At 40.2% G+C, this 25589-nt stretch carries 24 protein-coding genes and 2 riboswitches; of the genes, 17 read left to right on the top strand and 7 right to left on the bottom strand.

The features are described from left to right. Window positions 1–33: 33 nt before the first annotated feature. Window positions 34–135: riboswitch (TPP riboswitch) on the bottom strand. A 77-nt stretch (window positions 136–212) separates the two neighbouring features. Further along, complete coding sequence (locus IF202_RS09770) at window positions 213–1424, bottom strand: MFS transporter (protein ID WP_191595150.1); 1212 nt, start codon at window positions 1422–1424, stop codon at window positions 213–215. A 113-nt stretch (window positions 1425–1537) separates the two neighbouring features. Here IF202_RS09770 and IF202_RS09765 point away from each other — a divergent pair, with 113 nt between their 5' ends. From IF202_RS09765 to phnN, 13 genes are all read left to right on the top strand, one after another. Further along, a complete protein-coding gene (locus tag IF202_RS09765) occupies window positions 1538–2416 on the top strand; it encodes a LysR family transcriptional regulator (protein WP_191594723.1) in 879 nt (292 codons plus the stop codon). A 378-nt stretch (window positions 2417–2794) separates the two neighbouring features. Then, window positions 2795–3673, top strand: coding sequence for a phosphonate ABC transporter ATP-binding protein (gene phnC, locus IF202_RS09760; protein WP_191594722.1), 879 nt, complete (start codon window positions 2795–2797; stop codon window positions 3671–3673). Window positions 3674–3702: 29 nt separating this feature from the next. Then, a complete protein-coding gene (phnD, locus tag IF202_RS09755; protein ID WP_191594721.1) occupies window positions 3703–4719 on the top strand; it encodes a phosphonate ABC transporter substrate-binding protein in 1017 nt (338 codons plus the stop codon). 107 nt (window positions 4720–4826) lie between these two features. Next, entirely contained in the window at window positions 4827–5615 is a 789-nt protein-coding gene (gene phnE / locus IF202_RS09750) for a phosphonate ABC transporter, permease protein PhnE (RefSeq protein WP_191594720.1), read from the top strand. A gap of 104 nt (window positions 5616–5719) precedes the next feature. Further along, on the top strand, window positions 5720–6412 hold the full coding sequence (locus IF202_RS09745; protein ID WP_191594719.1) for a GntR family transcriptional regulator: 693 nt from the start codon (window positions 5720–5722) through the stop codon (window positions 6410–6412). 5 nt (window positions 6413–6417) lie between these two features. After that, the gene (gene phnG, locus IF202_RS09740) at window positions 6418–6891 is read left to right on the top strand and encodes a phosphonate C-P lyase system protein PhnG (protein ID WP_206705454.1); all 474 of its coding nucleotides are present in this window, start codon (window positions 6418–6420) and stop codon (window positions 6889–6891) included. Window positions 6892–6893: 2 nt separating this feature from the next. Then, complete coding sequence (gene phnH, locus IF202_RS09735) at window positions 6894–7532, top strand: phosphonate C-P lyase system protein PhnH (RefSeq protein ID WP_191594718.1); 639 nt, start codon at window positions 6894–6896, stop codon at window positions 7530–7532. Window position 7533: 1 nt separating this feature from the next. Next, window positions 7534–8637, top strand: coding sequence for a carbon-phosphorus lyase complex subunit PhnI (locus tag IF202_RS09730; RefSeq protein WP_191594717.1), 1104 nt, complete (start codon window positions 7534–7536; stop codon window positions 8635–8637). Beyond that, entirely contained in the window at window positions 8634–9566 is a 933-nt protein-coding gene (locus tag IF202_RS09725) for an alpha-D-ribose 1-methylphosphonate 5-phosphate C-P-lyase PhnJ (protein WP_191594716.1), read from the top strand. Before IF202_RS09730 ends, IF202_RS09725 begins: the two co-directional genes overlap by 4 nt. Beyond that, the gene (phnK, locus tag IF202_RS09720; protein WP_235963444.1) at window positions 9559–10380 is read left to right on the top strand and encodes a phosphonate C-P lyase system protein PhnK; all 822 of its coding nucleotides are present in this window, start codon (window positions 9559–9561) and stop codon (window positions 10378–10380) included. Before IF202_RS09725 ends, phnK begins: the two co-directional genes overlap by 8 nt. 59 nt (window positions 10381–10439) lie before the next feature. Then, window positions 10440–11153 (top strand): phosphonate C-P lyase system protein PhnL, encoded by a 714-nt coding sequence (gene phnL / locus IF202_RS09715; RefSeq protein WP_191594715.1) that lies wholly within the window; start codon window positions 10440–10442, stop codon window positions 11151–11153. After that, window positions 11068–12306 carry an alpha-D-ribose 1-methylphosphonate 5-triphosphate diphosphatase gene (gene phnM, locus IF202_RS09710; protein WP_328797215.1) on the top strand — a complete coding sequence of 413 codons (1239 nt, stop codon included), beginning with the start codon at window positions 11068–11070 and terminating at the stop codon, window positions 12304–12306. Before phnL ends, phnM begins: the two co-directional genes overlap by 86 nt. Window positions 12307–12320: 14 nt before the next feature. Continuing rightward, window positions 12321–12908: a ribose 1,5-bisphosphokinase gene (phnN, locus tag IF202_RS09705; RefSeq protein WP_191594714.1), complete on the top strand. Its 588-nt coding sequence runs from the start codon at window positions 12321–12323 to the stop codon at window positions 12906–12908. A gap of 44 nt (window positions 12909–12952) precedes the next feature. Here the strand turns inward: phnN and IF202_RS09700 are convergent, their stop codons facing one another. Genes IF202_RS09700 through IF202_RS09690 form a run of 3 tightly spaced genes read right to left on the bottom strand, consistent with a single transcriptional unit; the run spans window position 12953 to window position 15855 of the window. Continuing rightward, complete coding sequence (locus IF202_RS09700) at window positions 12953–14230, bottom strand: TRAP transporter large permease (protein ID WP_191594713.1); 1278 nt, start codon at window positions 14228–14230, stop codon at window positions 12953–12955. A 45-nt stretch (window positions 14231–14275) separates the two neighbouring features. After that, entirely contained in the window at window positions 14276–14776 is a 501-nt protein-coding gene (locus IF202_RS09695; RefSeq protein WP_191594712.1) for a TRAP transporter small permease, read from the bottom strand. Window positions 14777–14829: 53 nt separating this feature from the next. Continuing rightward, window positions 14830–15855 (bottom strand): TRAP transporter substrate-binding protein, encoded by a 1026-nt coding sequence (locus IF202_RS09690; RefSeq protein WP_191594711.1) that lies wholly within the window; start codon window positions 15853–15855, stop codon window positions 14830–14832. Between the two features lie 417 nt (window positions 15856–16272). Between IF202_RS09690 and phnP the strand changes: the two genes are divergently transcribed. Continuing rightward, entirely contained in the window at window positions 16273–17031 is a 759-nt protein-coding gene (gene phnP, locus IF202_RS09685) for a phosphonate metabolism protein PhnP (protein WP_235963440.1), read from the top strand. Window positions 17032–17105: 74 nt separating this feature from the next. On the opposite strand, the gene IF202_RS09680 is transcribed toward phnP, so the two are convergent. Continuing rightward, complete coding sequence (locus tag IF202_RS09680; RefSeq protein ID WP_191594710.1) at window positions 17106–17777, bottom strand: energy-coupling factor ABC transporter permease; 672 nt, start codon at window positions 17775–17777, stop codon at window positions 17106–17108. A 77-nt stretch (window positions 17778–17854) separates the two neighbouring features. Beyond that, a riboswitch (cobalamin riboswitch) is annotated at window positions 17855–18018 on the bottom strand. A 264-nt stretch (window positions 18019–18282) separates the two neighbouring features. On the opposite strand from IF202_RS09680, the gene IF202_RS09675 reads away from it, so the two are divergent. Further along, window positions 18283–19653 (top strand): EAL domain-containing protein, encoded by a 1371-nt coding sequence (locus IF202_RS09675; RefSeq protein WP_191594709.1) that lies wholly within the window; start codon window positions 18283–18285, stop codon window positions 19651–19653. Between the two features lie 58 nt (window positions 19654–19711). Here IF202_RS09675 and yegD read toward each other — a convergent pair whose 3' ends face one another. Beyond that, window positions 19712–21076 carry a molecular chaperone gene (yegD, locus tag IF202_RS09670; RefSeq protein ID WP_191594708.1) on the bottom strand — a complete coding sequence of 455 codons (1365 nt, stop codon included), beginning with the start codon at window positions 21074–21076 and terminating at the stop codon, window positions 19712–19714. Between the two features lie 124 nt (window positions 21077–21200). Further along, window positions 21201–21779 (bottom strand): NnrU family protein, encoded by a 579-nt coding sequence (locus tag IF202_RS09665; RefSeq protein ID WP_191594707.1) that lies wholly within the window; start codon window positions 21777–21779, stop codon window positions 21201–21203. Window positions 21780–22154: 375 nt separating this feature from the next. On the opposite strand from IF202_RS09665, the gene IF202_RS09660 reads away from it, so the two are divergent. Beyond that, complete coding sequence (locus IF202_RS09660) at window positions 22155–23999, top strand: tetratricopeptide repeat-containing diguanylate cyclase (protein WP_191594706.1); 1845 nt, start codon at window positions 22155–22157, stop codon at window positions 23997–23999. Window positions 24000–24478: 479 nt separating this feature from the next. Then, window positions 24479–25576: a carboxynorspermidine decarboxylase gene (gene nspC / locus IF202_RS09655; RefSeq protein WP_191594705.1), complete on the top strand. Its 1098-nt coding sequence runs from the start codon at window positions 24479–24481 to the stop codon at window positions 25574–25576. Window positions 25577–25589: the final 13 nt, after the last annotated feature.

Raw genomic sequence — 25589 nt, 5'->3', positions numbered from 1 at the left:
ACATTAAGATAGGAATAGGATCACAAATCATCAATAACAAGATTTATAGTTCCCTACGCCAGTGTTAACTGAATCAGGTTCAACGGGTCTGCAAAAAAATGCACTCTCAGCCTTACGGCCCCCCGACTATATGCGCCAATAGTAACAAGATTGATCGAAAGAGCAACAAAGGATGTTTCCTGTTAAATACTCAGCTTGGTAAATTTAACCGTCTAGAATCTTTCACTGGTCATTTCGACCTGTGAAATTCGCTTATTATCTTTAATCAAACTCACACCAGCCAAAGCCACTAGAATCAATACCAACCAAGAACCAATGATCACGCCAGTCCAACCACCCGCTTGCCAAAATGGATCAAGATAAAACCCACCAAGACTTGCACCAAGGTAGTAAAACATCAGATACAAGGACGACGCGCTGGCTTTAGCGTATTTTGCATTTCGGCTAACAAAACTGCTGGCTGTAGAATGCCCTAAAAAGAAACCAAAACTGTTGATCAATAAACCCGTTATGATGGCAAATAATGAGTCGCCAAGTGTCACAAATGAACCAACCATTAAAATACAGGTTCCCAATACCATGATGTTAGGCTGATCCCAACGTTTGGCTAATTTTCCAGAAATAGCCGAACCCAGTGTGCCGGATAAATAAGTCAAAAAGAGCAAACCCACGTACTTTGCAGAAAGATTATAAGGCGCGGCTTCCAACACAAACGTAATGTAGCTGTATTGATTGACGAAAATAAAGAAACTGAAACCACCAATCAGATAACTGGTCAGCAATCGACGATTACGTAAGTGGCCTTTCATATTGTTTAAAATATGCCCGACTCGTAACGGCTTGGGTTCAAAATGGCGGGAAGCGGGTAATAAGAAAAAAAACACTAAGAGACAAATCAAGCTGATACCGCTCATCACAGCAAAAGTGGCTGACCGTCCTAGCCATTCACCAACAAAACCGCCAATCAGACGACCGCCGATGCCGCCTAGGCTGTTACCACTAATATACAAACCAACTGCCATCATTAAGGCTTCTGGCGTGTATTCATCCCCCAAGTAAGCCACAGCAATCGCAGGCAATCCAGCTAAGAAGAAACCTTGTAAGGCGCGCAATGCCAACAAGAATTCATAACTTTGTACCAAGGAAAGACAAAAAGTAGTAATGGTAATTCCGACCATGGTCATCACCATAATGCCTTTGCGGCCAATGGCATCTGAGATTGGCCCATAGAAAAGCAGAGAAATACCTAAGGTTAATGTCGTGATCGTAAAACTGGCGCTGGCCTGAAGCGGACTAATCGAAAACTCATTCGCTATCATTGGCAATAAAGGTTGCGTCACATAAACATTAGCAAATACCATAAACGAGCCAATCACTAACGCAAAAGTACCTCGCCAAAATACTGAACTACCAGCTTCTATCAACGTCAACTCCACAGGGATAAAACCCAAAACAAACTAATATAATTCGCCTACTATACGCCGAGCTAAATTATCAATAAAATATATCTAGCTTATACAATCCATAAGGATTATTGATGGATATTAAACCACTGCGTTATTTTATCGCCATTGCAAAAACAGAGAGTTTTACCAAGGCCGCTCAGCAACTGGGCGTTGCTCAACCAGCTGTTAGTATGGCGATCAAAAAACTGGAAACCGATTTAGGCTTAATCTTAATTCATCGCGCGGATAGAAATGTTGGCCTGACAGATGAAGGTAAAAAACTCCTTATTCACGCTGAAAAAATCATCCAAGCAACCGACGAAGCCTTGTTAGAAATGATGGAATTACAAGGTCTAAACCAAGGTGAGGTACGCATAGGCATTTCCAGCATGTTGGGCTCTTATTACTTTCCATCCATATTAATGGCGTTTCGACATCACTACCCAAGCATTACCTTAAAAGTAATTGAAGGTGGCACTTGGGAGCTGCAAAAAATGCTCGAAAATGGTGAGCTAGACCTCAGTGTTATTGTTGCTGAAACCTTACCAGACAGTTTAGAAACTCAAACTCTAGTACGTGGTGAAATGTTAGTAACCATCGCCAATGATCACCCCTTTAGTGAACTAGATAAAATTCCGCCTAAGGCGTTTTTTGAAGAAGAACTGGTGATGTTTAAAGAGGGTTACTTCCATCGTCGCATTGTGGATAAATTAGCAAAAGAAGCGAATATGACACCTAAAATAGGGTTCGAAACGAATCTCATCCCTTTAATTAAATCAATCATCCGACAAGGTTTCGGCATTTCTACTCTGCTGGCTATGGTCATAGAAGAAGACGACCAGCTTATTACTCGCTCTTTTGATCCACCTATCTGGTTAGATCTGTGTATTGCATGGCGCAAAGACAGTTACCTGTCGAAAGCCAACCAAGCCTTTTTAGAGTTCGTGAGCGAGCATGGACAAAACCGTTAAAAACGTTCTTTTGTTCATTTTTCCTAACTCATTTTGACTAAATTAAAATAAATTGAATATTATTTATGTTAATTCAAGACGTTTATTTTTCTAAAGCTCATGCCATCTATCAAAAAACATTGCCTCTCATACCACTAGACAGGAAGTCATTTTAAAAAGCTAAGCGGCTACCCTCACTGCTTTTTACTTTCAACCTCTTAACTAGACAAGTTAGAAACAAAATCTCAATCGTTTTTCACCGTACACCAGAAGTCATCACTTCGTCATAAAATGGTCATTTTTTAGACTTATCTAGATAACGAAACTGTCACAAAACCTACCTAATATCGCCTCATCAGAAACGCTTTATCGCGTATCCAATTAATTCGAGGTTATTAAATGAGCATCATAGAAATCACTGGTGTGAAAAAACATTTCACTAAAGACATTCATGCATTAAAGCATGTGGACTTATCAGTTGAACAAGGTGAGATGATCGCTCTTATTGGTCCATCAGGTTCTGGAAAGTCGACCCTAATGAGACACATTTCAGGGTTAACGCTTGCAGACAAGCACAGCGATTCAAGCATTAAGGTGCTCGGCAATACTATTCAGCAGAAAGGAAAGCTGGATTCAAATATTCGTACTTCTCGCGCTCAAATAGGCAATGTCTTTCAGCAATTTAACTTGGTTAGTCGTTTAAGCGTATTGACCAATGTGATGATTGGCGGACTTAGCCGTATTCCCACCTACCGCAGCTTATTAGGTTGGTTTACAGCTGAAGAGAAGCACATGGCCCTTGAAGCGCTTGAACGAGTAGGGCTGAAAAATGTTGCTCTGCAACGTGCCTCAGAATTATCTGGCGGCCAACAGCAACGCGTCGCCATTGCTCGTGCCTTAATGCAGAAAGCAAAAGTCATTTTAGCCGACGAACCTATCGCCTCTCTCGATCCTGAATCCTCTCGTATCGTTATGCAGCTTCTTAAAGACATTAACGAAAAAGACGGCATAACCGTTGTAGTCACCTTACATCAAGTGGACTACGCACAAAAATACTGTCAACGCGCCGTAGCGTTACAAAATGGCGAAGTCTTTTTTGATCAAAAAATACAACACTTAGACGAAGAGCAGCTTGCCGCACTTTATGGCGTTCAACAAGGACCGTCACCTATCAGTGATTTTGAAACAAAAGATTCAAATAACACTGGACTAACTGAATTACAGCACTCAAGAAACAAACTGAAAACCACCGAAGAAAATCATGCAATGCATCACTAAATAATCAATTAATTGTTGGAGTTTACGTTATGAAATTGAAAAGGTTATTCACAAAAATAGTGTCTGCAACTATGTTCGCGACACTCCTGTCTGTCCCATTCACAGCACAAGCAGAGGATATGAAGTCTTTGAACTTCGGTATCATTTCTACTGAATCGTCGCAGAACTTGAAAACCGTTTGGGTACCATTTTTAGATGACATGTCTAAAAAATTAGGCATGGAAGTGAAACCCTTCTTTGCATCTGATTATGCGGGCATTATCCAAGCAATGCGCTTCGATAAAGTAGACATCGCTTGGTTAGGAAATAAGTCAGCTTTAGAAGCCGTAGATCGTTCTGGCGGTGAGATCTTTGCACAAACTGTAGATGTAACAGGCAACCCAGGTTATTGGAGCCTATTATTGGTCAATAAAAATAACACCAAAATCAATTCTATTGATGACATGCTGAAATACAGCAAGGAATTAACCTTTGGTAATGGTGATCCAAATTCCACCTCTGGCTTCTTAGTACCTAGTTACTACGTATTTGCCAAAAACGCAGTAGACCCAAAGAAAATTTTCAAACGCATGACGAATGCGGGTCATGAAAGTAACTTCCTGGCGGTTGCTTCTGGACAAGTTGATGTAGCAACAAACAACACTGAAAACGTCGCTCGCATCAAGGTCACTCACCCAGACAAATATGACAAAGTAAAAATAATCTGGAAATCACCTTTGATTCCTTCTGATCCAATTGTATGGCGTAAAAACTTACCTGAAAGCGTTAAAGGCAAAGTTTACAACTTCATGATGAGCTACGGTAAAACTAACGACACCCATGAGCTTGCAGTGCTAGAAGAATTACAGTGGGCACCATTCAAAGCCTCTAGCGATGACCAATTACTACCTATTCGTCAGCTTGTTTTGTTTAAAGAGCGTATTACCTTAAGCAACGATTCAAAGATGTCTAGCAAAGAAAAAGCGGAAAAAATTCAAACAATTGACGATCAATTGGCTGTCTTAAACCGTGCTATGGATGCCATTTCAGCTGCAAAAACAAACTAATACTTCGATATCTATTATCGAAAAGCATTAAAAAAGCAGCGTAAAGGTAAAGGCGTCCTCTATTAACGCCTTTACCTTCACTTTCAGATAAAAAGTTGAGAAAGAATATGAGCGATATCACAGCAAATCAGCTTATCAAAAAACCATTTAATTGGGTTTCTGCTATCAGTTGGGCCGTACTTTTTATGCTGCTTAGCTGGGGTTGGAGTGCAACAGAAATGAACCCGCTTATTCTCATCAAAGACAGCGGCAATATGATTGAGTTTGCGGGCGATTTTTTTCCACCAGATTTTCGTGATTTTTCCTACTACGTAGACGAAATGATCATTACCTTGCACATCGCTCTTTGGGGAACCGCTCTTGCGATTATTTTCGCCATTCCTTTTGGTTTGATGAGTGCAGAAAACATGGCTCCCGCTTGGCTTTATCAACCTGTTCGTCGCTTGATGGATGCATCACGTGCTATTAACGAAATGGTCTTCGCCATGCTGTTTGTCGTTGCTGTTGGCTTAGGTCCTTTTGCCGGCGTCATGGCGTTGTTTATTCATACCACAGGCGTATTGGCTAAGCTTTTCTCTGAAGCGGTTGAAGCCATCGATCCGCGTCCAGCCGAAGCGGTTAGAGCAACAGGCGCAAACAAATTAGAAGAAATTCTATACGGTGTGATTCCACAAGTTTTACCCCTTTGGATTTCCTATTCCCTCTATAGATTCGAATCCAATGTACGCTCTGCAACGGTAGTCGGCATGGTTGGTGCGGGTGGTATTGGTGTGATTCTTTGGGAAAGCATGCGTGGTTTTAGTTTCCAGCAAACCTCTGCTGTGATGATCGTCATCATTGTTTGCGTCACCATCATTGATTTGATTTCCCAGCGTTTACGTAAAGCGTTTATTTGATTTTTTTTGCCTTGAAAACTTGTCTAGACAAACTGTCTAACAACAGATCAATAAAAAGATAAGTAACAAAAGACAAAGTAAACAAAAAAAGAGATCTGAGACCTATGGCCATTTATTTGAAAATTGCTCAACAGTTAAAAGACGATATCCACCAGCAATACGAGTCTGGAGATTTTTTGCCTGCGGAACAAAAACTTGCAAGCCGTTTTCAGGTAAATCGCCACACGGTCCGTCGTGCCATTGATGAACTAGTACAAGACGGTTTGATAAAACGTTTTCAAGGTCTTGGCAATCAGGTCACACAACCAGCCATTGATTATTCTCTCGATAATCAATCTTGCTTTACCTATAACTTATCGAAAGCAGGTATGACACTGGAAACTAAGGTCATCGGCTGTTGTGAAAACACCTTGCCTCAAGAGCTGGCTCAACGACTTAAGTTTCCTTGTGACAAGAAAATCGTCGTCATTAAAACCTGTCGTTCAATTAATGAAGAAGCCACAACCTTAATTAAACATCATGTATTTGGTGTCACAAAAACTACCATGCGCGACTACCAGTCAGGTTCATTACATACCTTTTTGCAGGAACGTTATCAGTTCCAAGCAACACGAGGAAAAACCCGACTCAAGGCTCGCATGCCAACCTTTGACGAATGCCAGCAACTTAAAATAGGCCGTGGTATTCCCGTAATGGAAATCCATTCCAAATATTACCTAGTCGAAAGCGGAGAACTAATGGAGTACTCCATTAGTGTCAGCCGTAGCGATATTTTTGAATACAGCGTGGAGCCTTAAAAACCATGACTCAGCATCAAACCAAAGACCAAATACTAAACCAAACAACAAGGCAACATTGGATGTCCGTAATGGCAAAATCGAGCGCAGAAACGCTAATAGCCTTATCGGACAAGTATGTTAATTCACATCCTTTTGAAACCATCCGAGCCGCTGAAGTCGGCCTTACTCAAGTACGCGGCCGTATGGGTGGAACGGGGTCTCAGTTCAACGTGGGCGACATGACCATCACTCGCTGTGTGGTTCGTTCTCCTGAAGGCCATTACGGCCACAGTTACATTATGGGGCGTAACAAAGATCACGCCACTAGAGCAGCAACGCTAGACGCCATGCTTCAAGATCAAATTCATCAAAGCCTCTTGATGGAAAAAATCATTCAACCTTTAGCACAAGACCTAGCAATCAAAAAGGTGCAAAAAGCTGACACAGTGGCGCAAACCAAGGTGAACTTTTTCACCCTAGTCAGAGGGGAAGATTAATCATGACCACACCAACTTTAATCACAGGATTTCAAAACCCTACCCATGATAGCCAAGGCATTTTTCGTCAATTACTCAAAGCCATGAGCGAACCCGGCACATTGGTTTCTGTTACGTCTCCAGAATCCATTGAAACGCTCTACGCGAGTACTTTTGCTGTCTGCCAAGCCTTAATGGATCAACAAACGCCAGTCTGGTTATCGCCTCAACTTGATACAAAAAACATCAAACACAACCTCCATTTCCATACTGGTGTGCCCGTTGTTGAACAATCAAAAGACGCCCTATTCGCTGTTATGGATGCAAGGGAAACAGGTTTGTTTCAAACCGTCTCTCAAGACTTTTTTCAAGGCTTTTTTCAAGGTACGGACGAATACCCAGAAACAGGCTGCACCCTGATTATCCAAGTAAACAGCATCAAAAGCCTTCTCTCCGATGACATCAATTTGCGCCTAACCGGCCCTGGAATTGAAGAAGAACATTTGGTTTCTATTAGCGACCTTTCTCCGTCGTTACTTGATTATTTATCGAACGCTACAGGCGAGCGCAATACGTCTTTTCCATTGGGTTTAGATTTTATTTTTATAGATCAAAACCAGTTAATTTGTTTACCAAGAACCACTCAAGTAGAGGTGCTTTAAGATGTATGTTGCAGTAAAAGGCGGCGAAACCGCCATCAAGAATGCACACAAGTTACTCGATAAAACACGACGTGGTGATTTACAGATTCCAGAACTTTCTGTTCCACAAGTCAGCGAACAATTGCCTTTAGCGGTTGCGCGAGTAATGACCGAGGGCTCTATTTACGATCCTGAATTGGCCGCGTTGGCAATCAAACAATCTGCTGGCGATCTAGTTGAAGCCATCTTTTTGTTAAGGGCTTATCGCACAACGTTAAGCCGTTTTTACAGCAGTGAACCAATCGATACTACAAAGATGCAAGTCGAACGTCGTATCTCAGCGACCTTCAAAGATCTTCCCGGTGGACAGCTTTTAGGTTCCACCTTTGACTACACTCATCGCTTGTTGGACTTCACCTTGTTAGCCGATGGCAGAACACCTGCTGAACTTGAAAAAATCAGTTCAAGTGAGGAACAAGACGAAGAACACATGCCCCGTGTCCTGCAAATGTTAGAACGAGAAAAGCTCATGGTTGAAGAAGCGGATGATTTAACAACACCTGCCGATATCACTCAGGAAGCGCCTTCCTATCCATGCAATCGCAGTGCACGCCTACAAGCCTTAGTACGAGGCGATGAAGGTTTTTTACTGGCGCTGGGCTATTCAACTCAACGTGGCTACGGTCGTAACCACCCTTTCGCTGGTGAAATTCGTACTGGCGAAGTGGATGTCAGTATCACGCCTGATGAGCTTGGTTTCAGTGTCGACATTGGCGCCATTCAAGTCACAGAGTGCGAGATGATAAACGGCTTCAGCAAGCTTGAAGATAATGACATCAAGTTTACTCGCGGTTATGGTCTCGCCTTTGGTCAGAACGAGCGCAAAACCTTGTCGATGGCGCTAATCGACCGAGCCTTGCAAGCGGAAAAATATGACGAAGATCGGGTATCACCGGCTCAACAAGAAGAATTTATTCTTTCCCATTGTGACAATGTTGAAGCCGCTGGCTTTGTGTCTCATCTTAAACTTCCCCATTACGTGGATTTCCAGTCTGAACTGGAGCTTTTACGTCGCCTTCGCAAAGAACAAGCCGAACAGCAAAACACATCAGGAGAGCAAGCATGAGCCTATTCTCTGTAAAAAATACTAAGACAACACAAGGCATCAAAAACGAAACCACACTTGATCCAATCAAAGACGGTTACAACTTCGCTTATCTTGATGAACAAACCAAACGCATGATTCGTCGAGCCTTGCTCAAAGCCGTCGCTATTCCGGGCTATCAAGTGCCTTTTGGTGGACGCGAAATGCCCATGCCATACGGTTGGGGAACGGGCGGCATTCAGCTCACAGCAGCCGTAATCGGTGAAAGTGATGTGCTTAAAGTCATTGATCAAGGTGCAGACGATACCACCAACGCGGTTAGCATTCGGGCGTTTTTCAAAGAATTAACTGGCGTACAAACAACGGAAAAAACCGTAGAAGCCAGCCTAATCCAAACCCGTCACCGTATTCCTGAAACCGCGTTAAAAGCCGATCAAATATTGATTTATCAGGTGCCCATTCCTGAACCTCTACGCTTCATTGAACCAAGCGAAGTTGAAACGCGAAAAATGCACGCATTAGAAGATTATGGTGTCATGCACGTCAAACTCTATGAAGACATCGCCCATTTTGGCCACATCGCGACCACCTACGCTTACCCTGTTCGTGTTAACGATAGATACATTATGGACCCGTCACCGATTCCTAAATTCGACAATCCCAAAATGCATCAAATGCCTGCGCTACAACTGTTTGGCGCAGGACGAGAAAAACGTATCTATGCAATTCCACCTTTTACAAAAGTAGAAAGCTTGGACTTTGAAGATCACCCTTTCGAAATTCAAACATGGGAAGAAAGCTGTGCCATTTGTGGTTCCCGCCATAGTTTCTTAGATGAAGTCATTATCGATGACCAAGGCACGCGCAGTTACCTCTGCTCTGATACGGATTACTGCCAACAGCAGGTTGCTAAAAACGAAGCCCAAGCGGGAGGAGTTCCTCATGCTTAATCAAAAAATGTCTGAACACAAACCGTCAAATCACACGGACTCAAACGAACCGCTATTAAAGGTAAATAAGCTGACAAAACTGTACGCGCCCGGCAAAGGCTGTGAAGACATCAGCTTTGAACTTTATCCAGGTGAAGTCTTAGGTATTGTGGGTGAATCTGGGTCTGGTAAATCGACATTATTGACCAGTTTATCTGCGCGTCTCGCTCCGAATGCTGGCGAGATTCTATACCTGAATCGTGAAAATAACTGGCTCAACCTTTACCAATTGTCTGAAACAGAACGTCGTTATTTACTTCGAACCGAATGGGGGGTTGTGCATCAACACGCCCGCGACGGTTTACGTATGGGTGTATCTGCTGGTGCCAATATTGGCGAACGTTTAATGGCTGTTGGCGAACGTCATTACGGCAAGATTCGCGATAAAGGTTTGAAGTGGATGGAAGACGTAGAACTGGACGTTAGCCGCATTGATGACAAACCTTCTACCTATTCCGGTGGTATGCAACAACGCCTACAAATAGCCCGTAACTTGGTGACTCATCCGCGCGTGGTATTCATGGATGAACCAACAGGCGGATTAGATGTATCGGTTCAAGCGCGCTTGTTAGATTTGTTACGAACCTTGGTTACTGAGATGAATCTGGCTGTGGTCATCGTCACCCATGACCTTGCTGTGGCTCGCTTACTGGCTCAACGCTTAATTGTCATGCGACACGGCAGAATCGTCGAAACAGGCTTAACAGACCAAGTCCTCGATGACCCTCAACACGCCTACACTCAGCTACTCGTGTCTTCCGTGTTAACACCTTAATTTACGACCTAATTGGCTTTCGTAATGTGTTGGCCACCAAAACAGTAAGGTATTGAAATATGACTACCATGATTCATGTTGAACAGCTGAGTAAGACCTTCACCCTGCACAATCAGGGAGGCATACAGCTGCCTATTTTAAATAAGATTGATCTTAAAATTTTCGCCGGACAATGTACAGTTCTACACGGTGAAAGCGGCTCAGGAAAAAGCACGTTATTACGTTCTTTATACGCCAACTATCTACCAAGTTCTGGTTCGATTTATGTTCATCACCAAAACAACATGCTGGATTTAGCCACAGCAAGCAGTCACCAGCTGCTCGATGTAAGACGTCACACTATTGGCTACGTTAGCCAATTTCTACGCGTTATTCCAAGAGTGTCTACTTTAGACGTGGTGAAACAACCACTGAAGGAACGTGGCGTGTCAGATGATGTAGCTACAGAAAAAGCAACGCATTTACTACAACAACTCAACATTCCAGAACGTTTGTGGTCATTACCGCCAAGTACGTTTTCCGGTGGCGAACAACAAAGGGTGAATATTGCCCGTGGTTTTATACAAGATTACCCAATTCTTCTACTGGATGAGCCAACGGCTTCTTTGGATCAAAAAAACACTGACGTGGTTGTTCAACTCATCAAAGATGCGCTTGCAAAAGGCACCGCTATTGTAGGGATTTTCCATGATGCCCAAGTCCGTAAAGCCGTCGCGGACCATGTTTTCTCTGTTAATACCACTGCCAACAACCCAACATCATCAATCAACTAAGCTTGAGGAAGTAGTAATGATTTTAACCAATGCACAAATCGTCTTAGCCGATGAAATAATCAAAGGTACTCTCGTTATCAAGGACGGTGTTATCGAAAAGATCGACCATGGCAATGTGTCTTTAGCGAATGCCATTGATTGCCAAAACGGCTATATCACAGCGGGTATGATAGAGCTTCATACCGATAATATGGAAAAACATTTCACCCCAAGACCTGGCGTCACTTGGCCTGCTATTCAGGCATTTAAAGTCCATGATGCACAAATGGTCAGCGCGGGCATTACGTCTGTTTTTGATGCTATTTCAGTAGGTGATGTAGTGGAAGGCAGCGAACGCCTGAATAATTTAAGCCGCATGGTTGACGCATTAAATGATTCCCGTGACCGAGGTTTAACCCGTGCCGATCACTATTTGCATTTGCGTTGTGAAGTAAGCCACAAAGACACATTGAATAACTTCCATTCACTGCTTGAGCAAACATCGGTACAACTTGTGTCTATTATGGATCACTCACCAGGCCAACGTCAGTTCGCAAAAATAGACAAATACCGCGAGTATTACCAAGGTAAATACAAACTCTCTCATGACGAAATGGAAGCTTTTATAACTCGCCAAACTGACGCCAGTGCGCTCTACAGCGCCCCCTTTCGAGAAGCCATCAGCAATACTTGCCACAAATTAAACATTCCATTGGCAAGCCATGATGATGCCACTTTAGCGCATGTGGAAGAATCTCATGACTTCAGCATGGTGATCGCAGAGTTCCCAACGACAGCTGAAGCCGCAATCGCAGCACATAGCAAAGGCATGAGCGTATTAATGGGCGCGCCAAATGTCGTTCGCGGCGGTTCTCACTCAGGCAACATTGCAGCACACGAATTAGCGGCGGCGGGTGTATTAGACATATTATCCAGTGATTACTACCCTGCTAGCTTATTAGAAGCTGCGTTTAAAATCGCTCAACTAGAAAGCAACGACTACGATATTCCTAAAGCCATGGCGCTGGTTAGCTTAAATCCAGCCAAAGCCGTTGGTTTAAATGATCGTGGGGAAATAGCGGTCGGTAAAAAAGCTGACTTAATTTGGAGTACCTTGGAAGAAGACCATGTTCACATAGAGCAAGTATGGAAAAACGGTCAACGAGCATTCTAGTTAAGGAAAATACTATGGGTAAAATCATTTATCTCATCGGCGCATCTGGCAGTGGCAAGGATTCCATCTTGTCAGGTCTGCGCCTGTGGCTAAATACGGAATCGTCATTGTCGACTGACATTATAATTGCTCATCGCTATATCTGTCGCGATTGGCAATCTGGCAACGAAAACCATATTGAACTAAGCAAAGGGGAATTTCTGCATCGCCAACAAATTGGTCTATTTGCCCTACATTGGCAAGCCAATGGTTTGTATTATGGTATAGGCCGAGAAATAGACCTTTGGCTCGCTGAAGGTCAAAACATCATCATTAATGGATCACGAGAATATTTGCCGATAGCCATGAGCCTTTACGGTAAAAATTTGGTGCCTGTTTTGATCCATGTTGATGAAGTGACACTTCGTCAGCGACTGATCGCTAGAGGTCGTGAATCGTTGGCTGATATTGAAGCACGATTAGCACGAACTAGAGATTCCCTGACCACAAATAGCGTTATATTGAATCAATGCCATGTTATTCATAATAACGCTCAAATTGATGACGTGATTCAACAGCTTATTGTCTTCATTAATTCACTGGTTAAGCGTAAAAAAGATTAAGACTTCGCAATACGATTGCTCATAAAACTGACAAGCAATTACCATTACAAAATTAAATTGGGAAGAAAAATAGAAATCTCTGATACATAAGTAATCAGAGCCAAAACCGCTAAATTAATCGCTATAAAAGGCCAGATACCTTTAATAATGTCAGTAACAGGAACATCTAAAGTAGAAGAAGCAACAAATATATCTAAGCCAAATGGCGGAGTGATCATTCCAATACAAATATTTAACGTTACGATTAAACCAAAATGAATAGGGTCAATGCCTAAACCGACAGCAACAGGGTAAAGCGGAGGGACTAAAATCAGTAATGCCGAATTAGGATCAATAAACATTCCCGCAATAAGAAATACAATATTCACGATGAACAAAAATAATATGGGACCAGCGCCAAAATCGACAACCCAATGACTAATGGTATCGGGCACTTGCGCAAGCGTAACAAAGAAAGAAAGCATTCCACCGAAGGCTAAAAGAATAAAAATAATAGATGTGGCTATCGCACTCTGCTCAGCAATGTCGTACAGCTTTTTAAAAGTAAGTCCACGATATATAACACCTTCTACAAAAATCGCATAAATAACGCTAACAGCGGCTGCTTCTGTAGCCGTAAAAAGGCCAGAGTAAATACCGCCTAAAATTAACACAGGCATACCAAGAGCCCATATAGAACCTTTGAGCTCATTAAGAACAACACTAAGATCTGGTTTTGGTGGTTTAACTATTTTAGACACTTTCGCTTCCCAAAAAACGAGAAGTGCAAAAGCTAAACCCAACACCACACCAACAGACAAACCACCAACAAACAGTCCAGTTACAGACGTCCCCGTCATCCAGCCGTAAATGATGAGCGTAATGCTAGGTGGAATTAATAATGCTGTTTCAGAACTGGAAACAATTAACCCGAGGCTAAATGATTTGCGATAGCCCGCTTTAAGTAACTCTGGGTACAGCAATTTCCCAAGAGCCGCAACGGTTGCGGGAGCCGAGCCGGAAACAGACCCAAAAGCCATTGAGCTACCAACGGCCGTGAGTCCCATGCCTCCATGACGATGACCAAAGATAAGCTTCACCAGAGTCGTAAGCTTTGAGGCTATTTTCCCTGACGACATAATGTGAGCAGCAAAGATAAAAAATGGGATTGCCAATAACGTTGTATGATCAATACCAGCCACTAATTTTTGAATAAGAGCAATATCTGGAACACCACCAAAAAAAGCCTCTTTGGCTAAGAAAGTAGGTATACCCAATACTAAAAGCATTTCAAAGCTGAATATCATCAATAAAGCAGAAACTAGAATGATTAAAAAAATCATGAATAAGCCTTTTTAAGAACAGAAATTTTATTTTTCAAACTAGATCTACTTATTAGAAAAACGATCTAAATAGCCAAAAAAACTCATAAAATATCGAATGGAAATTGAAAGAAAACCAATGGTAGGAGCTAAATATATAATCGACATAGAGACATTAAGTACAGGACTTACCTGACCACTTTTTAAAACCAAAGACATTAGCTCTATACTCAAAAAAAACAAATATAGAGTAAAAGAAAAGCCAGAAAAATCGATTACTTTCATCAATATAAATCTGGTTCTAAAACTAAGCTTATTAAGTAAAATAGGGATTTTAACGTGCTTTCCTTTTTCTAACGCTAAACCCAAAGTAATAAAAACAAGAAAAATATTCATTATTTTTACTATCTCTTCAATCCAAGAAAAATAATTTACTACCTGAATTGGAAACTCTCTTACTAAAACACCGAAAGAAAACAAAAAAATCATTAATAAAAAAACCGACACTATTATAAATTTTTCTATTTTCTTTGCTTTATCCACTATCATCATGGAGATATTTTCCATACTTACACCAAGATTAAGAATGACCTCAAAAACTGAAGCCATTCTTAAATTATTTATTTATAAGATTGATAAGCCTTCTCATAAAGTGTTAATAGTTCCTCACCTTTTTCACCTGCAAAAGATAGGTAAGCCGCTTTCGCTTTTGGATACATAATATCACGTAATTCAGTACGTTCAGCTTCGTTAAGCGTCTTAATTGATATATCGGATTTTTTAATTTCCGCTAATGCATTTTCAACTGAACTATCTTTATTACGCTCTAATTCAGGAATGACTTCGTTGAATGCTGTGGTAATGGCCTCTTGATATTTTTTAGGTAAGGAATTCCACCACATGCTATTAAATAAAACGATATCCTCCATTGCTCCATGTTCTGAAATGACTAAATACTTTTGAACTTCATGAAATTTCATTCGGAAAATAGTATCTAAAGGATTTTCTTCACCATCCACAACACCCGTTTGAAGTGATGTATACAGCTCACCAAAAGGGAGCGGTAAAGCAGATGAGCCCAACGCATTAAACTGAGCAATCAGTACCTTTGAATTCATTACTCTAAAGCGCTGATCATTAAAATCTTTTGCATTTTCTAAAGGCTCATTCGAAGTGAAGTTTTTACGTCCATTAGGCCATAGTGCGATGGCTTTAGTACCAGTTCCTTCAAAGCTTTCTAAAATCGCTTGGCCAAATTCACTACTGCGTATTTTTGTACTAAGCTCTCGATTCGTTGGATATAAATAAGGAATATCCAGTACAGATACCACTTTGTTAAACCCGCCTAAAAAAGCAGCAGGTGAAACAGTACCTTGAATAACACCCAACTGTGTACCCTCAGTCATTTGCCTTTGTGTGCCTAATTGAGATGATGGAAAAAAGGTTAGATCTACAGCGCCAGACGTTCTTTCGCTAACAAGAGACGCCACTTTTAATAGAGCTTGGTGACGAGGTTGCTGAGCAGATTCTAAGTGCCCTATACGAGCTTCAAATTCAGCTGAGAAAGCTTGATAAGGAAATAAACCAAAGCTAAGCATCGCCAAAGCAGCACTCTTTTTAAATACACCAGATACCCTGTTATTCATTACTGATCACCTCTTCGTTAACTAAAACACACCATGAAAATACAAAATCAGATTTACAGGCCGTAAACAACCTTGCAACTCTTCGCCTTGAGCCATTAAGAGTAAGAGTCATAGCAATATGGATGCCAATAAAATCAAATAATGAGGTTTATATAAATAAAGAGATTTATTAGAAAATGAAGGGGAAACACTACTGCACTACAGTGCCTCTTAATACATAAAGCATAATCGGTGAAAGTATATTCTGTTTATATTTCAGTATATAAAGCTCAAAAAAGAAGCACTCTTCCATTACGGTGCATAAGAAGGGAATTTTAATACACAATAACTGTCATAATAATAATGTAATCTGCCATTCTAAAATGTTCATCCCACGCTCTAATTCGTCCATTGACAATCTAATAAAAAGGCAAATATATGTTGGACATTCGAATTCTAGGCTCTGGTAACGCAGGACAAGTGCCTGTTTGGGGTTGCCATTGCGTGGCTTGTGAACGTGCAAAGCAAGATGTGTCATTTCGACGTGGACCTTGCAGTCTTGAAATTCGAACGGAGCGAGGTGTGACACTCATCGATGCGGGTTTTACTGACTTGGCAGAACGTTATGAGTTTGATGAAATTCAACGTATTGTTTTAACTCACTTTCACATGGATCACGTTCAAGGCTTGTTTCATTTACGATGGTCAGAACGACCAGAGAAGATCCCTGTATTTCGCCCTGATGACGAAAAAGGAACAGATGATCTTTATAAGCATTCAGGCGTGCTCGATTTTCAAACACCGTTTGTGCCTTTCAATAAGGTTGAATTTGACGATTTTTCGATTACACCATTGCCGCTTTTCCATTCCAAAATCACGTTAGGCTACTTAATTGAAAAAAACAACTTCACTTTGGCGTACCTCACGGACACAGTGGGATTGCCCGATACCACCCATACTTTTTTAGCCAACAGAGCCTTAGACTGTTTGATATTGGATTGCTCAGAACCACCTATGCCATCCGCGCCAAGAAACCATAATGACATCAACCTCGCTTTATGGGTCTACAACACATTAAAACCGAAAAGCATGATACTGACTCACATTAGCCACAGGCTGGATTGTTGGTTAATAGAAAACGAAGCAAGCCTCCCTGATGGTATTATCATTGCCAGAGATGGCATGTCTGTAGCATAAAAAAAACGGCCAAGCGGTCAAACCACTCTGCCGTTTTTTTAAACATATAAAACAAAGTAAAACGTATTTTTAGATCAATTAAATAAGCGTGTTTCAAGTAATGAAGAATGCTTAAAACGATTCAAGCTTTTTGCCCCGGCAAGCACTGCAAGATCCAAAACTGGCTCAATCAATACAACGCTCAAGTAAGCCAAACCAAAGGTAGCAACAGAGCTCATATTTTCGGCGCCGAAACCTTGTCCGTAAAATACCCAAAACGCCACCCAAGCAATAATTCCGCCTTGGTAAGTCAAAGACAGTTTTAATGCTTGCTGATACGTAATATCCACATAGGCAGTGTTTTCCGCAATGATACGGCGAGACAAAGCTGACATCGCAAACAAAGGTAATAGTAAGGTTGTGACGTTCATACCATATTGAGGAAGGTCAATTGGTGCAAACAGCACACCTTGAATTAGTAACCCTGATATTAAACCAATGGAAGCTGCGGCTGGCCCAAACATTAGAAATAGAGTTGAACCTAGAATAAAGTGAACTTCCGACACGCCAACAGCATGATGAGGCATCACTTGAAAGAAAATAAACACCAACAAGGTAGTTAACGAGCTACGTCCGATTAAAGACAGTAAACCGTCTTTTTTGATCATACCGATAGACGCTTTTGCTGATAACCCTAAAGCCCCTAAAGCTGTTGCATAACTCAAAACAATTTTTGCGCCATCAACGAGGCCTGGTTCAATATGCATAATGTATCTCCAAAATAGGATTCATACTCACCCGTATGATTCAAATTAGCGGTTCTTCTACCTAGTTTAGTAACGAAGAATCGTGATTAATAAAGGCCGGTCTCCGGACTTATAAATATGCTGCTAATAGACACATTTATTCACCGTTGCGGGGGCAGCATAGGCTTTGTTACGATTTTTAAAAACTCACCTATTTCCCAGTTTCACCAGTCAAACTGGCACCTTTACAAGAACTCAATAGCAGCATTGTTATACGCCATTATTAGAATGTAGAATCGTACGTTTAAAGCCATATTTAAGCAACTAAGATGTATTAGACATGTGCTGCTAATAAGTTAAGTTCATATAATTGAGAAAAGCATAATAGATCCATGTATTTAGTCTACTTTAAAAAAATGCCTTTACGTAAATACATTTTCTTACAAACAGAAAATTTTATTTAGTTGTTATTAGTATAGAATTTCTAGGCCTTTTCCTTATGGATTGAATGATGTTCTTTAGAAAAATGAAAGTTTTTATTGTAAGCCTATTAGGCGCTTTTTTATTTTCTTTTTTACTAGGGGAAACGGAGAGCGGCCGGCTATCACATCAAAGATCAGAACAGTTAATAGAACAAAATAACAAACAGTTTTTTTTCATAGAAAATGTGTTTGCTTCCATGACTTTAATTCTTGAACAAACCTCTTTTTTATATGATGGAAAATGTTCAAATGCCCTGCTTAATTTTATGCGAAAGTCGATCTTCAATACTGATGGTGCAATAGAGATAGGCATTATTGATCGTAATGGAAACGCCATTTGTACCTCTTGGGGGAAAAAGAATTTTAGTGTTAAAAAACCAGTGTCTCATGAAGGTTTTTTACTCTCAGGGCCACACACATCGAATTTCTACGGTGAAAGAATATCTGTCATTAAGAAAACGACAGATGATTACGAATTCAACATGTTAATCAAACAATCTTCTGTCAGAAACCTTTTACAAAACATCCAGATTTCATCTTCGCCAAAAAGTGAAGGTAAACTGAAACCATATGAAAACGAGATACAATCAAAGTTTGTATCCAATATTTTTTATACTTATCAATCTCAAGAATACATCAAGGCTTCTAACCTTTTTTACTTCTCAATTTTCTTACTTTCTTTTTCGCTATTCTATTTTATTATCATTCCTTATTTAGTGTTTTCCTTCAACAAAGCAAGTCTTAAAAGAAAAATACTGACGGATGTTTTTTTCAATGTGTATCAACCCATCATAGACACAGAAAAAAATACTATTTTTTCATACGAAATTTTCACACGGTGCAAAGGACAAGATAACGCAATTAACATCATAAAAGACATAAAACGTTATAATCTTCATGTTGAACATACATTAAGACAATTTGAAAAATTAGAAGAAGAAAAAGAACGTTTCGACTGTCAAAACTTTCAAGTGAATTTATCTGCAAGACATCTTACAGATGACAGAATGGTCACTTATTTATCTAAAATAGCGATCGTATCTAGAAGAGAAATTATTATCGAAATTACTGAAGATGAAGATCTCTTCAAACACCGAGAAAAAGTAAAGGATTCTATACGACAGTTAAGAAATCTTGAGTATCGTTTCGCACTTGATGATTTTGGTTCTGGTTTTTCAAATTTTTCTTATATTTTTGAATTTGAGTTTGATTTTATTAAAATTGATAAAAGTGTTTTACGGTTTAAAAATGACGCCTTCTTTCAATCATTTGTGAAGATTTTTAATACGTTAGAAACACCTTGCATTATAGAAGGTGTAGAAGATGACGCTGATAAGTTAAAATTGGATAAAACCGAAATACAGTATCACCAAGGTTGGCTATACGGAAAACCTAAAAAAGCACCTTCAGAATAAATTATCAATTTTTGAACAAAGTACCTTATTCAATAAAATAAGGTATTTGCACAACGATTTATCTAAAAATACGCTCAGCCCAAACGGTCAAGCCTGCTGCTACGCTTCCAAAATGGTCTCCATCTAATACTGGCACATCACCAATACGTTTTTGAATCGCATCACGAATTACTGGAGATTTTGCTGAACCACCGGTCATGTAAATTAAGTCTGGTTGCTCTCCTGCCTGCTCAATAGCATCCATCATTAATTTCAGCATTTTTTCCAACGGTGGTTCGATAGATTTTGCTAGGCCGTCACGACTAATATCTTGCGATAACCCCGCTTCGATGTAATCCATTAATACTTTATGGTTTAGGGTATCTGACAAGGCAATTTTAGCTTCTTCCGCATTTCGCACAATATGATAGTTATGTTTTTCTGCGCGCATACGTAAAAAACGGTCGACTAATTTGGGCTCAGCGGCGTCCAAACGTAATTGATCTATCTGACGCTTAGTTTCCATTCCATTAAACGTAGCGATAGCCGAGACATCATTTGTGGTAATAGCATTCCAATACATTTGCGTAGGCATTGGCAATCCATTTTTGAGCAATGCATCCATACCGAACAAAGGCATTAAGTGTTTACCAGCAATACGAATGTCCAGATCATTACCACCGACTCGCTCACCTGTGTGTCCTAAAAAGTCCGCATAGCGATCTTCTTTACCTACGTAATCTGGACCCATTCGTACCATGGCGCAGTCGGTTGTACCACCACCGATATCAACTACCAATACCGTTTTATCTTCTGTTAGCTTTGTCTCAAAATCCAAACCAGCAGCAATAGGTTCGTATAAAAATTCAATCTCTTTGAAGCCCGCACGCTTACCCGCCGCCGTTAATATGTCTAATGCTTGACGATTACTGGTTTCTGAATCAATTCCTTGAAAGTTCACAGGTCGACCAATGACAGTGTGTGTGACTTCCACTCCAAGCTGGTTTTCTGCTCTCTGTTTGATGTTTTGCATCATCGCAGCGACAAGATCTTCAAAGAAATTGATGTGCTCTGCACGGAGCCCTGTTGCACCTAAAAAGGATTTTGGGGATTTGACGAAATAGCCATCTTCAGGCCATTGAAAGTATTCTTCAAACGCAGCCCGTCCAAAAAACAACGTTTGGTCATTGTCGTCAATATCTTCTTCTCTTCGTGCTCTCTGTGCACGAGCCAGTACATTCTGACGAGAGGATACAAAAGCTTGACGCGTGTCTCCTACTGCGATGTTTTTACCAACGAATTCGGTGATCAGATCTCGATCTAGCGCGTATAAAGTGGAAGGTAAAAAAGTATGCTGCCCTTCCAAGGGAATAAGGCGAACATCAGCACCTTGTGACAAACCAAGTGCACAGTTGGATGTCCCATAATCGAAACCGCAAATCATTTTATCCTGTACCTATATTAATAATTTATAAACAAAGGGCACGGGCAATAACGCACCACTTATATTGCTGTCAGCCAACAGTATCAAACAGTTATGTAAGCTATAAAAAGAGCAACTCTAATACTTAAACTAAAGGGGACACACCAATCACTGCTTTATGGAAAAACAAAACAATGGCAAACCAAGACACGAAAGTGAATCCAAGAGCGATAAGGTCAAATCGAATATTAGATTCTTCGGCTTTCACGCCTGCTTTTCTGTCACGGCGGCGAAAAACAGCATAACTAGCAATTGCCCAAATTAAGAAACTACCAAATAAAAGTACGTCAGCTAAATTACCGTTACTCAGTAAATGGGCAAAAGCCCACAACTTAACCGCAAGATATAAAGGATAACCTGTCACTCTTCTTAATGTAGTTTTTGGTACCACAGCTGAGCAAAAGAAAAATAAGGCAACGAACATAATTAAGCTGGTGATATGTGGCATAAACACAGGCGGAAACCACAACCAAACAGGCGCTAACCGAGCTTGGCCGTAGCCCATAAAAATAAAACCAATAGACAGTAGAGACAACATGCCAAAACGGACACGCCAACTCATCAAACCTGCTTTTGTTACTACCATTTTCCGCCAGTCAGGAATAAATAAGCGAACACAATGTACGGCAAAAAAAATAGCTAACCCTACTACCAAAATCAACATGCAAAGATTTTCCTTGTATCTAAAAAAGCTACTCACAGCCAAAAGGGCTGTGTAATTGCCGCGGATTATAGAATGAAACAGACGAGAGGTTAACCTATTCCGCTTTTTCTATAATGGCAAATCTCTCTATATGACCATATAAGTTGAAACAGGTTCTAAAAAATCGATTGAGAAGAACAACATTGCTCAAATGGAACATAGGTTAAGACTGTTTACAATAAGATCATTGATCTTACAGGGTTTATTTATTAGGGTATTTTAATATTGGCTTGTTAGAGTCAAATCCAATGCATACAAGAATATTTATATACGTTTTCAAACACGTTTACTTAAAGTACATAATAAATTAAATCACTCTCAGGTGACTCTATCTTTATGCTCTCAACTAAAAGAAAAAAGCCAAAATTCATTATAAGCTACAGCTTCATTTTTTTGCTGTGGCATTTTACATCCATTGCAAATGCAGAGAGCTTAGAACCGTCTATTGAGCACATTAAAGAGGCACTCTATTCAGGTGATAACGTCTCTATTAATAATAAGTTATCTATTTTTATTGCGAATACAGACTCGTTATCAGAAGCGGATTACACTCCGATCAGTGCCAAAATCAGCCTATTATTACGAGAAACGAAACAAACAACAGCGACACAAAATGTGGCCAAGTGGCTCAACAGCGATGTAGCTAAGGCCATGCAAAAAAACGTGCGCTTTAGATGGATGATGATCATAAGCTATGACCTGATGTTTTTTACCGAATTTTTAATAGCAAAAAATATGCTCGAGCAAGAGCTCGAAGCAATAAAAACTTGGACACCTACGACTAATGACAGCAAAGTAACTCAAGCCAATCTTTACCACATTTATGGTCAACTATTAGTACGCCAAAAACTTGTGGCAGAAGCCTTACCATACTTTTATCAGGCAGAAAAATGGTTCAAAGAAGTAGATGAAAACCATCCTTCTATTTTTGTCATAAATATTATTTTAGGCGAAGCTTTTTTACATGCTAGAGATTATGTAAAAGCAGAGCAATACGCTTACAAAGCCCTTAATACCATACCTGAGGGGCGAGTTGACGCCATTAGTTACCTAAACGCGATATTGGCATCTGCGCTAGAACAGCAACAGCGACCAGAAGACGCCATGAAAGTAATTTCCAACTATTTAGCAAATCCTGTAGACCCCAGACAAGACTATTTTTTATACTTCTGCCTTGTGCACATTGAAGTGTTACGTGATTTAGGAAAACTGAAAGAAGCTCTTACCTTAGCAAAAGACACCTACACACTCGCCCAAGAGATTGGTAATAAAGATTACTTAAAAGATGCTTCTCGACACCTTGGTTTTTTACAAGCTTACTTTGGAAATATGGAAAGTGCAGAAACACTCTTAAGAAAAGCTATGGACTCTCCTTCAGACATTCGCCAAGGAGCTCCTATAAATGCTTATTTGGATTATACTGAAGTACTCGAACAATTAGGTAAGCACCAAGTTGCTCTCAATTATTTCCGCCTATACCATAATGCTTATATTGAAGAGCATGAACGGATCAACCAAATTACTATCGCTAATTTAGAGCTCCACCAAGAAAATCTACGACTCGAACAACAGCAAATTTTGTCCAAAGCACAACTGGCTTTAGCAAAAGCGAACGAAAACCGAACACAACTAAAAAATCATGTCTTTATGTGGGCCGCTCTTATTCTGCTTATCATAGTGACGACTATTTTTATCATGCTCTTGCAATTGCGCCGGAGAAGTCATCAATTACACGAGATGGCCGTTAGTGACCAACTAACAAAATTAGGCAATCGTCATGCATTTTTACAAGCATTGAATAATCCGTCATACACTCTATTGATCATTGCCGATATAGACAGTTTAAAGCACTACAATGACCACTATGGACATCAGAAAGGCGATGAACTGATAAAAAACTATGCCGAACAAATGAAAAACGTATTATCCACACAGCAAGCAGAACTGTTTAGAATTGGCGGTGATGAATTTGCTATTTTAATTGATCATGATGTACCAATAGACACAATAGAACAATGGATGCATAACGCCATACAGCAAACAAAAAATGAAGGTTTTAGTAAGATTGGCGCTAGTTACGGTATCGCAAAACGAAGTGAAATCAGCACTGACTATGACTGGATATCTGTAGCAGACCAGCGCATGTATGAGATGAAAAAATCAAATAAAAGCAACACTTGAAAAATAGCTGTATGGTGCATTTTATTAGAAATACTCATTTTCTACCTAATGATTAAGGCATTCAAAAAAAGTTACTTTCTAGCAACGGACTACTTTTTATTTTTACGGTTTAAAGCTTTATAAAAAATGATCGGAATGCTTAAAAAGGTGATTTCTGAAAGAATCGCTATCAGGTTAATATTCTCCATGTTTGGTTGTTCTGCGAAGCGATGCTTGAATAAGTACTCTCCATCATATATGCGAGCTTCTTTCGCTAATCCATTTATAGATACAAAAAGACTCATTATTAAAATACATAATTTATTCAATATACCCATAACCGATTGACTTAAAAGTCATGGATTAGGATATCAACAAAACGTCAACTTATTACGAGTGTCGTAAAGTTGTTCAGTTTCTTCTGTTCTGGCTTTATTTTAGCTAGAAAAAACACCCTTCTTTGCTCTAGAATACGCGTTTTCACTAGCGGGCAAATTGCCATGATTAAGACTCCTTATTATCTCATCGACAAAGCAGCTCTTTTAAAGAACTTAAAGAAGATTGCGTATGTACGCGAACAATCTGGCGCTAAGTCTTTGCTCGCTCTTAAATGCTTTGCGACTTGGTCTGTGTTTGACCTTATGCAGGAATACATGGACGGAACAACGTCCTCTTCTTTGTATGAAGTAAAACTAGGCAAAACCAAGTTCCAAGGAGAAACTCACGCGTACAGTGTAGCTTATTCGGATGATGAAATAGCGGAAGTACTAGAACATTCCGACAAAATCATTTTCAACTCGATTGGTCAGCTCACTCGCTTTAAAAATACTAGCGAAGGAAAAGCTCGTGGCTTACGTGTAAACCCTCAAGTGAGTACGTCTGAATTTCTGATTGCCGATCCTGCGCGTCCTTTTAGCCGCCTTGGTGAATGGGACCCAGAAAAAATAGCAACCATCATCCATGATATTTCAGGTTTCATGTTTCACAATAATTGTGAAAATGGTGACTTTGATCGTTTTGATGAGATGCTAACCTTAATAGAGGAACGCTTTGGCCACCTTATTCAACAAGTAAAATGGATCAGTCTTGGTGGTGGTATTCACTTTACAGGTGATGACTACCCTATTGATCAATTTTGCCAACGCCTCAAAGCCTTCGCTGAAAAGTACGATATACAGGTGTATTTAGAACCAGGTGAAGCGTCGATCACCAACAGTACTACTCTGGAAGTAACGGTATTAGACACGTTATTTAACGGTAAAAACTTGGCCGTGGTAGACAGCTCTATTGAAGCACACATGTTAGATTTATTAATTTATCGTGAAAATGCAAAAATGCTGCCGTCTAACGGTGACCATGAATACATGGTATGTGGTAAATCGTGTTTGGCTGGCGATATTTTTGGCGAGTTTAAATTTGATAAAGCATTAAAAGTGGGTGACCGTTTGTCTTTTCAGGACGCAGCGGGTTACACCATGGTGAAAAAGAACTGGTTTAACGGTGTGAAAATGCCGTCTATTGCGGTTCGCCAATTGAATGGCGATATTGAACTTGTAAGGGAATTTGATTATAACGACTTTGAGCAGAATCTTTCATGATTTTGCTCATACT

It is taken from the genome of Marinomonas colpomeniae (genome assembly GCF_014803385.1).
Lineage (GTDB): Bacteria > Pseudomonadota > Gammaproteobacteria > Pseudomonadales > Marinomonadaceae > Marinomonas > Marinomonas colpomeniae.
The sequence above is the reverse complement of the archived record's forward strand: the minus strand, read 5'-3'. Positions and strand labels throughout refer to the sequence as shown.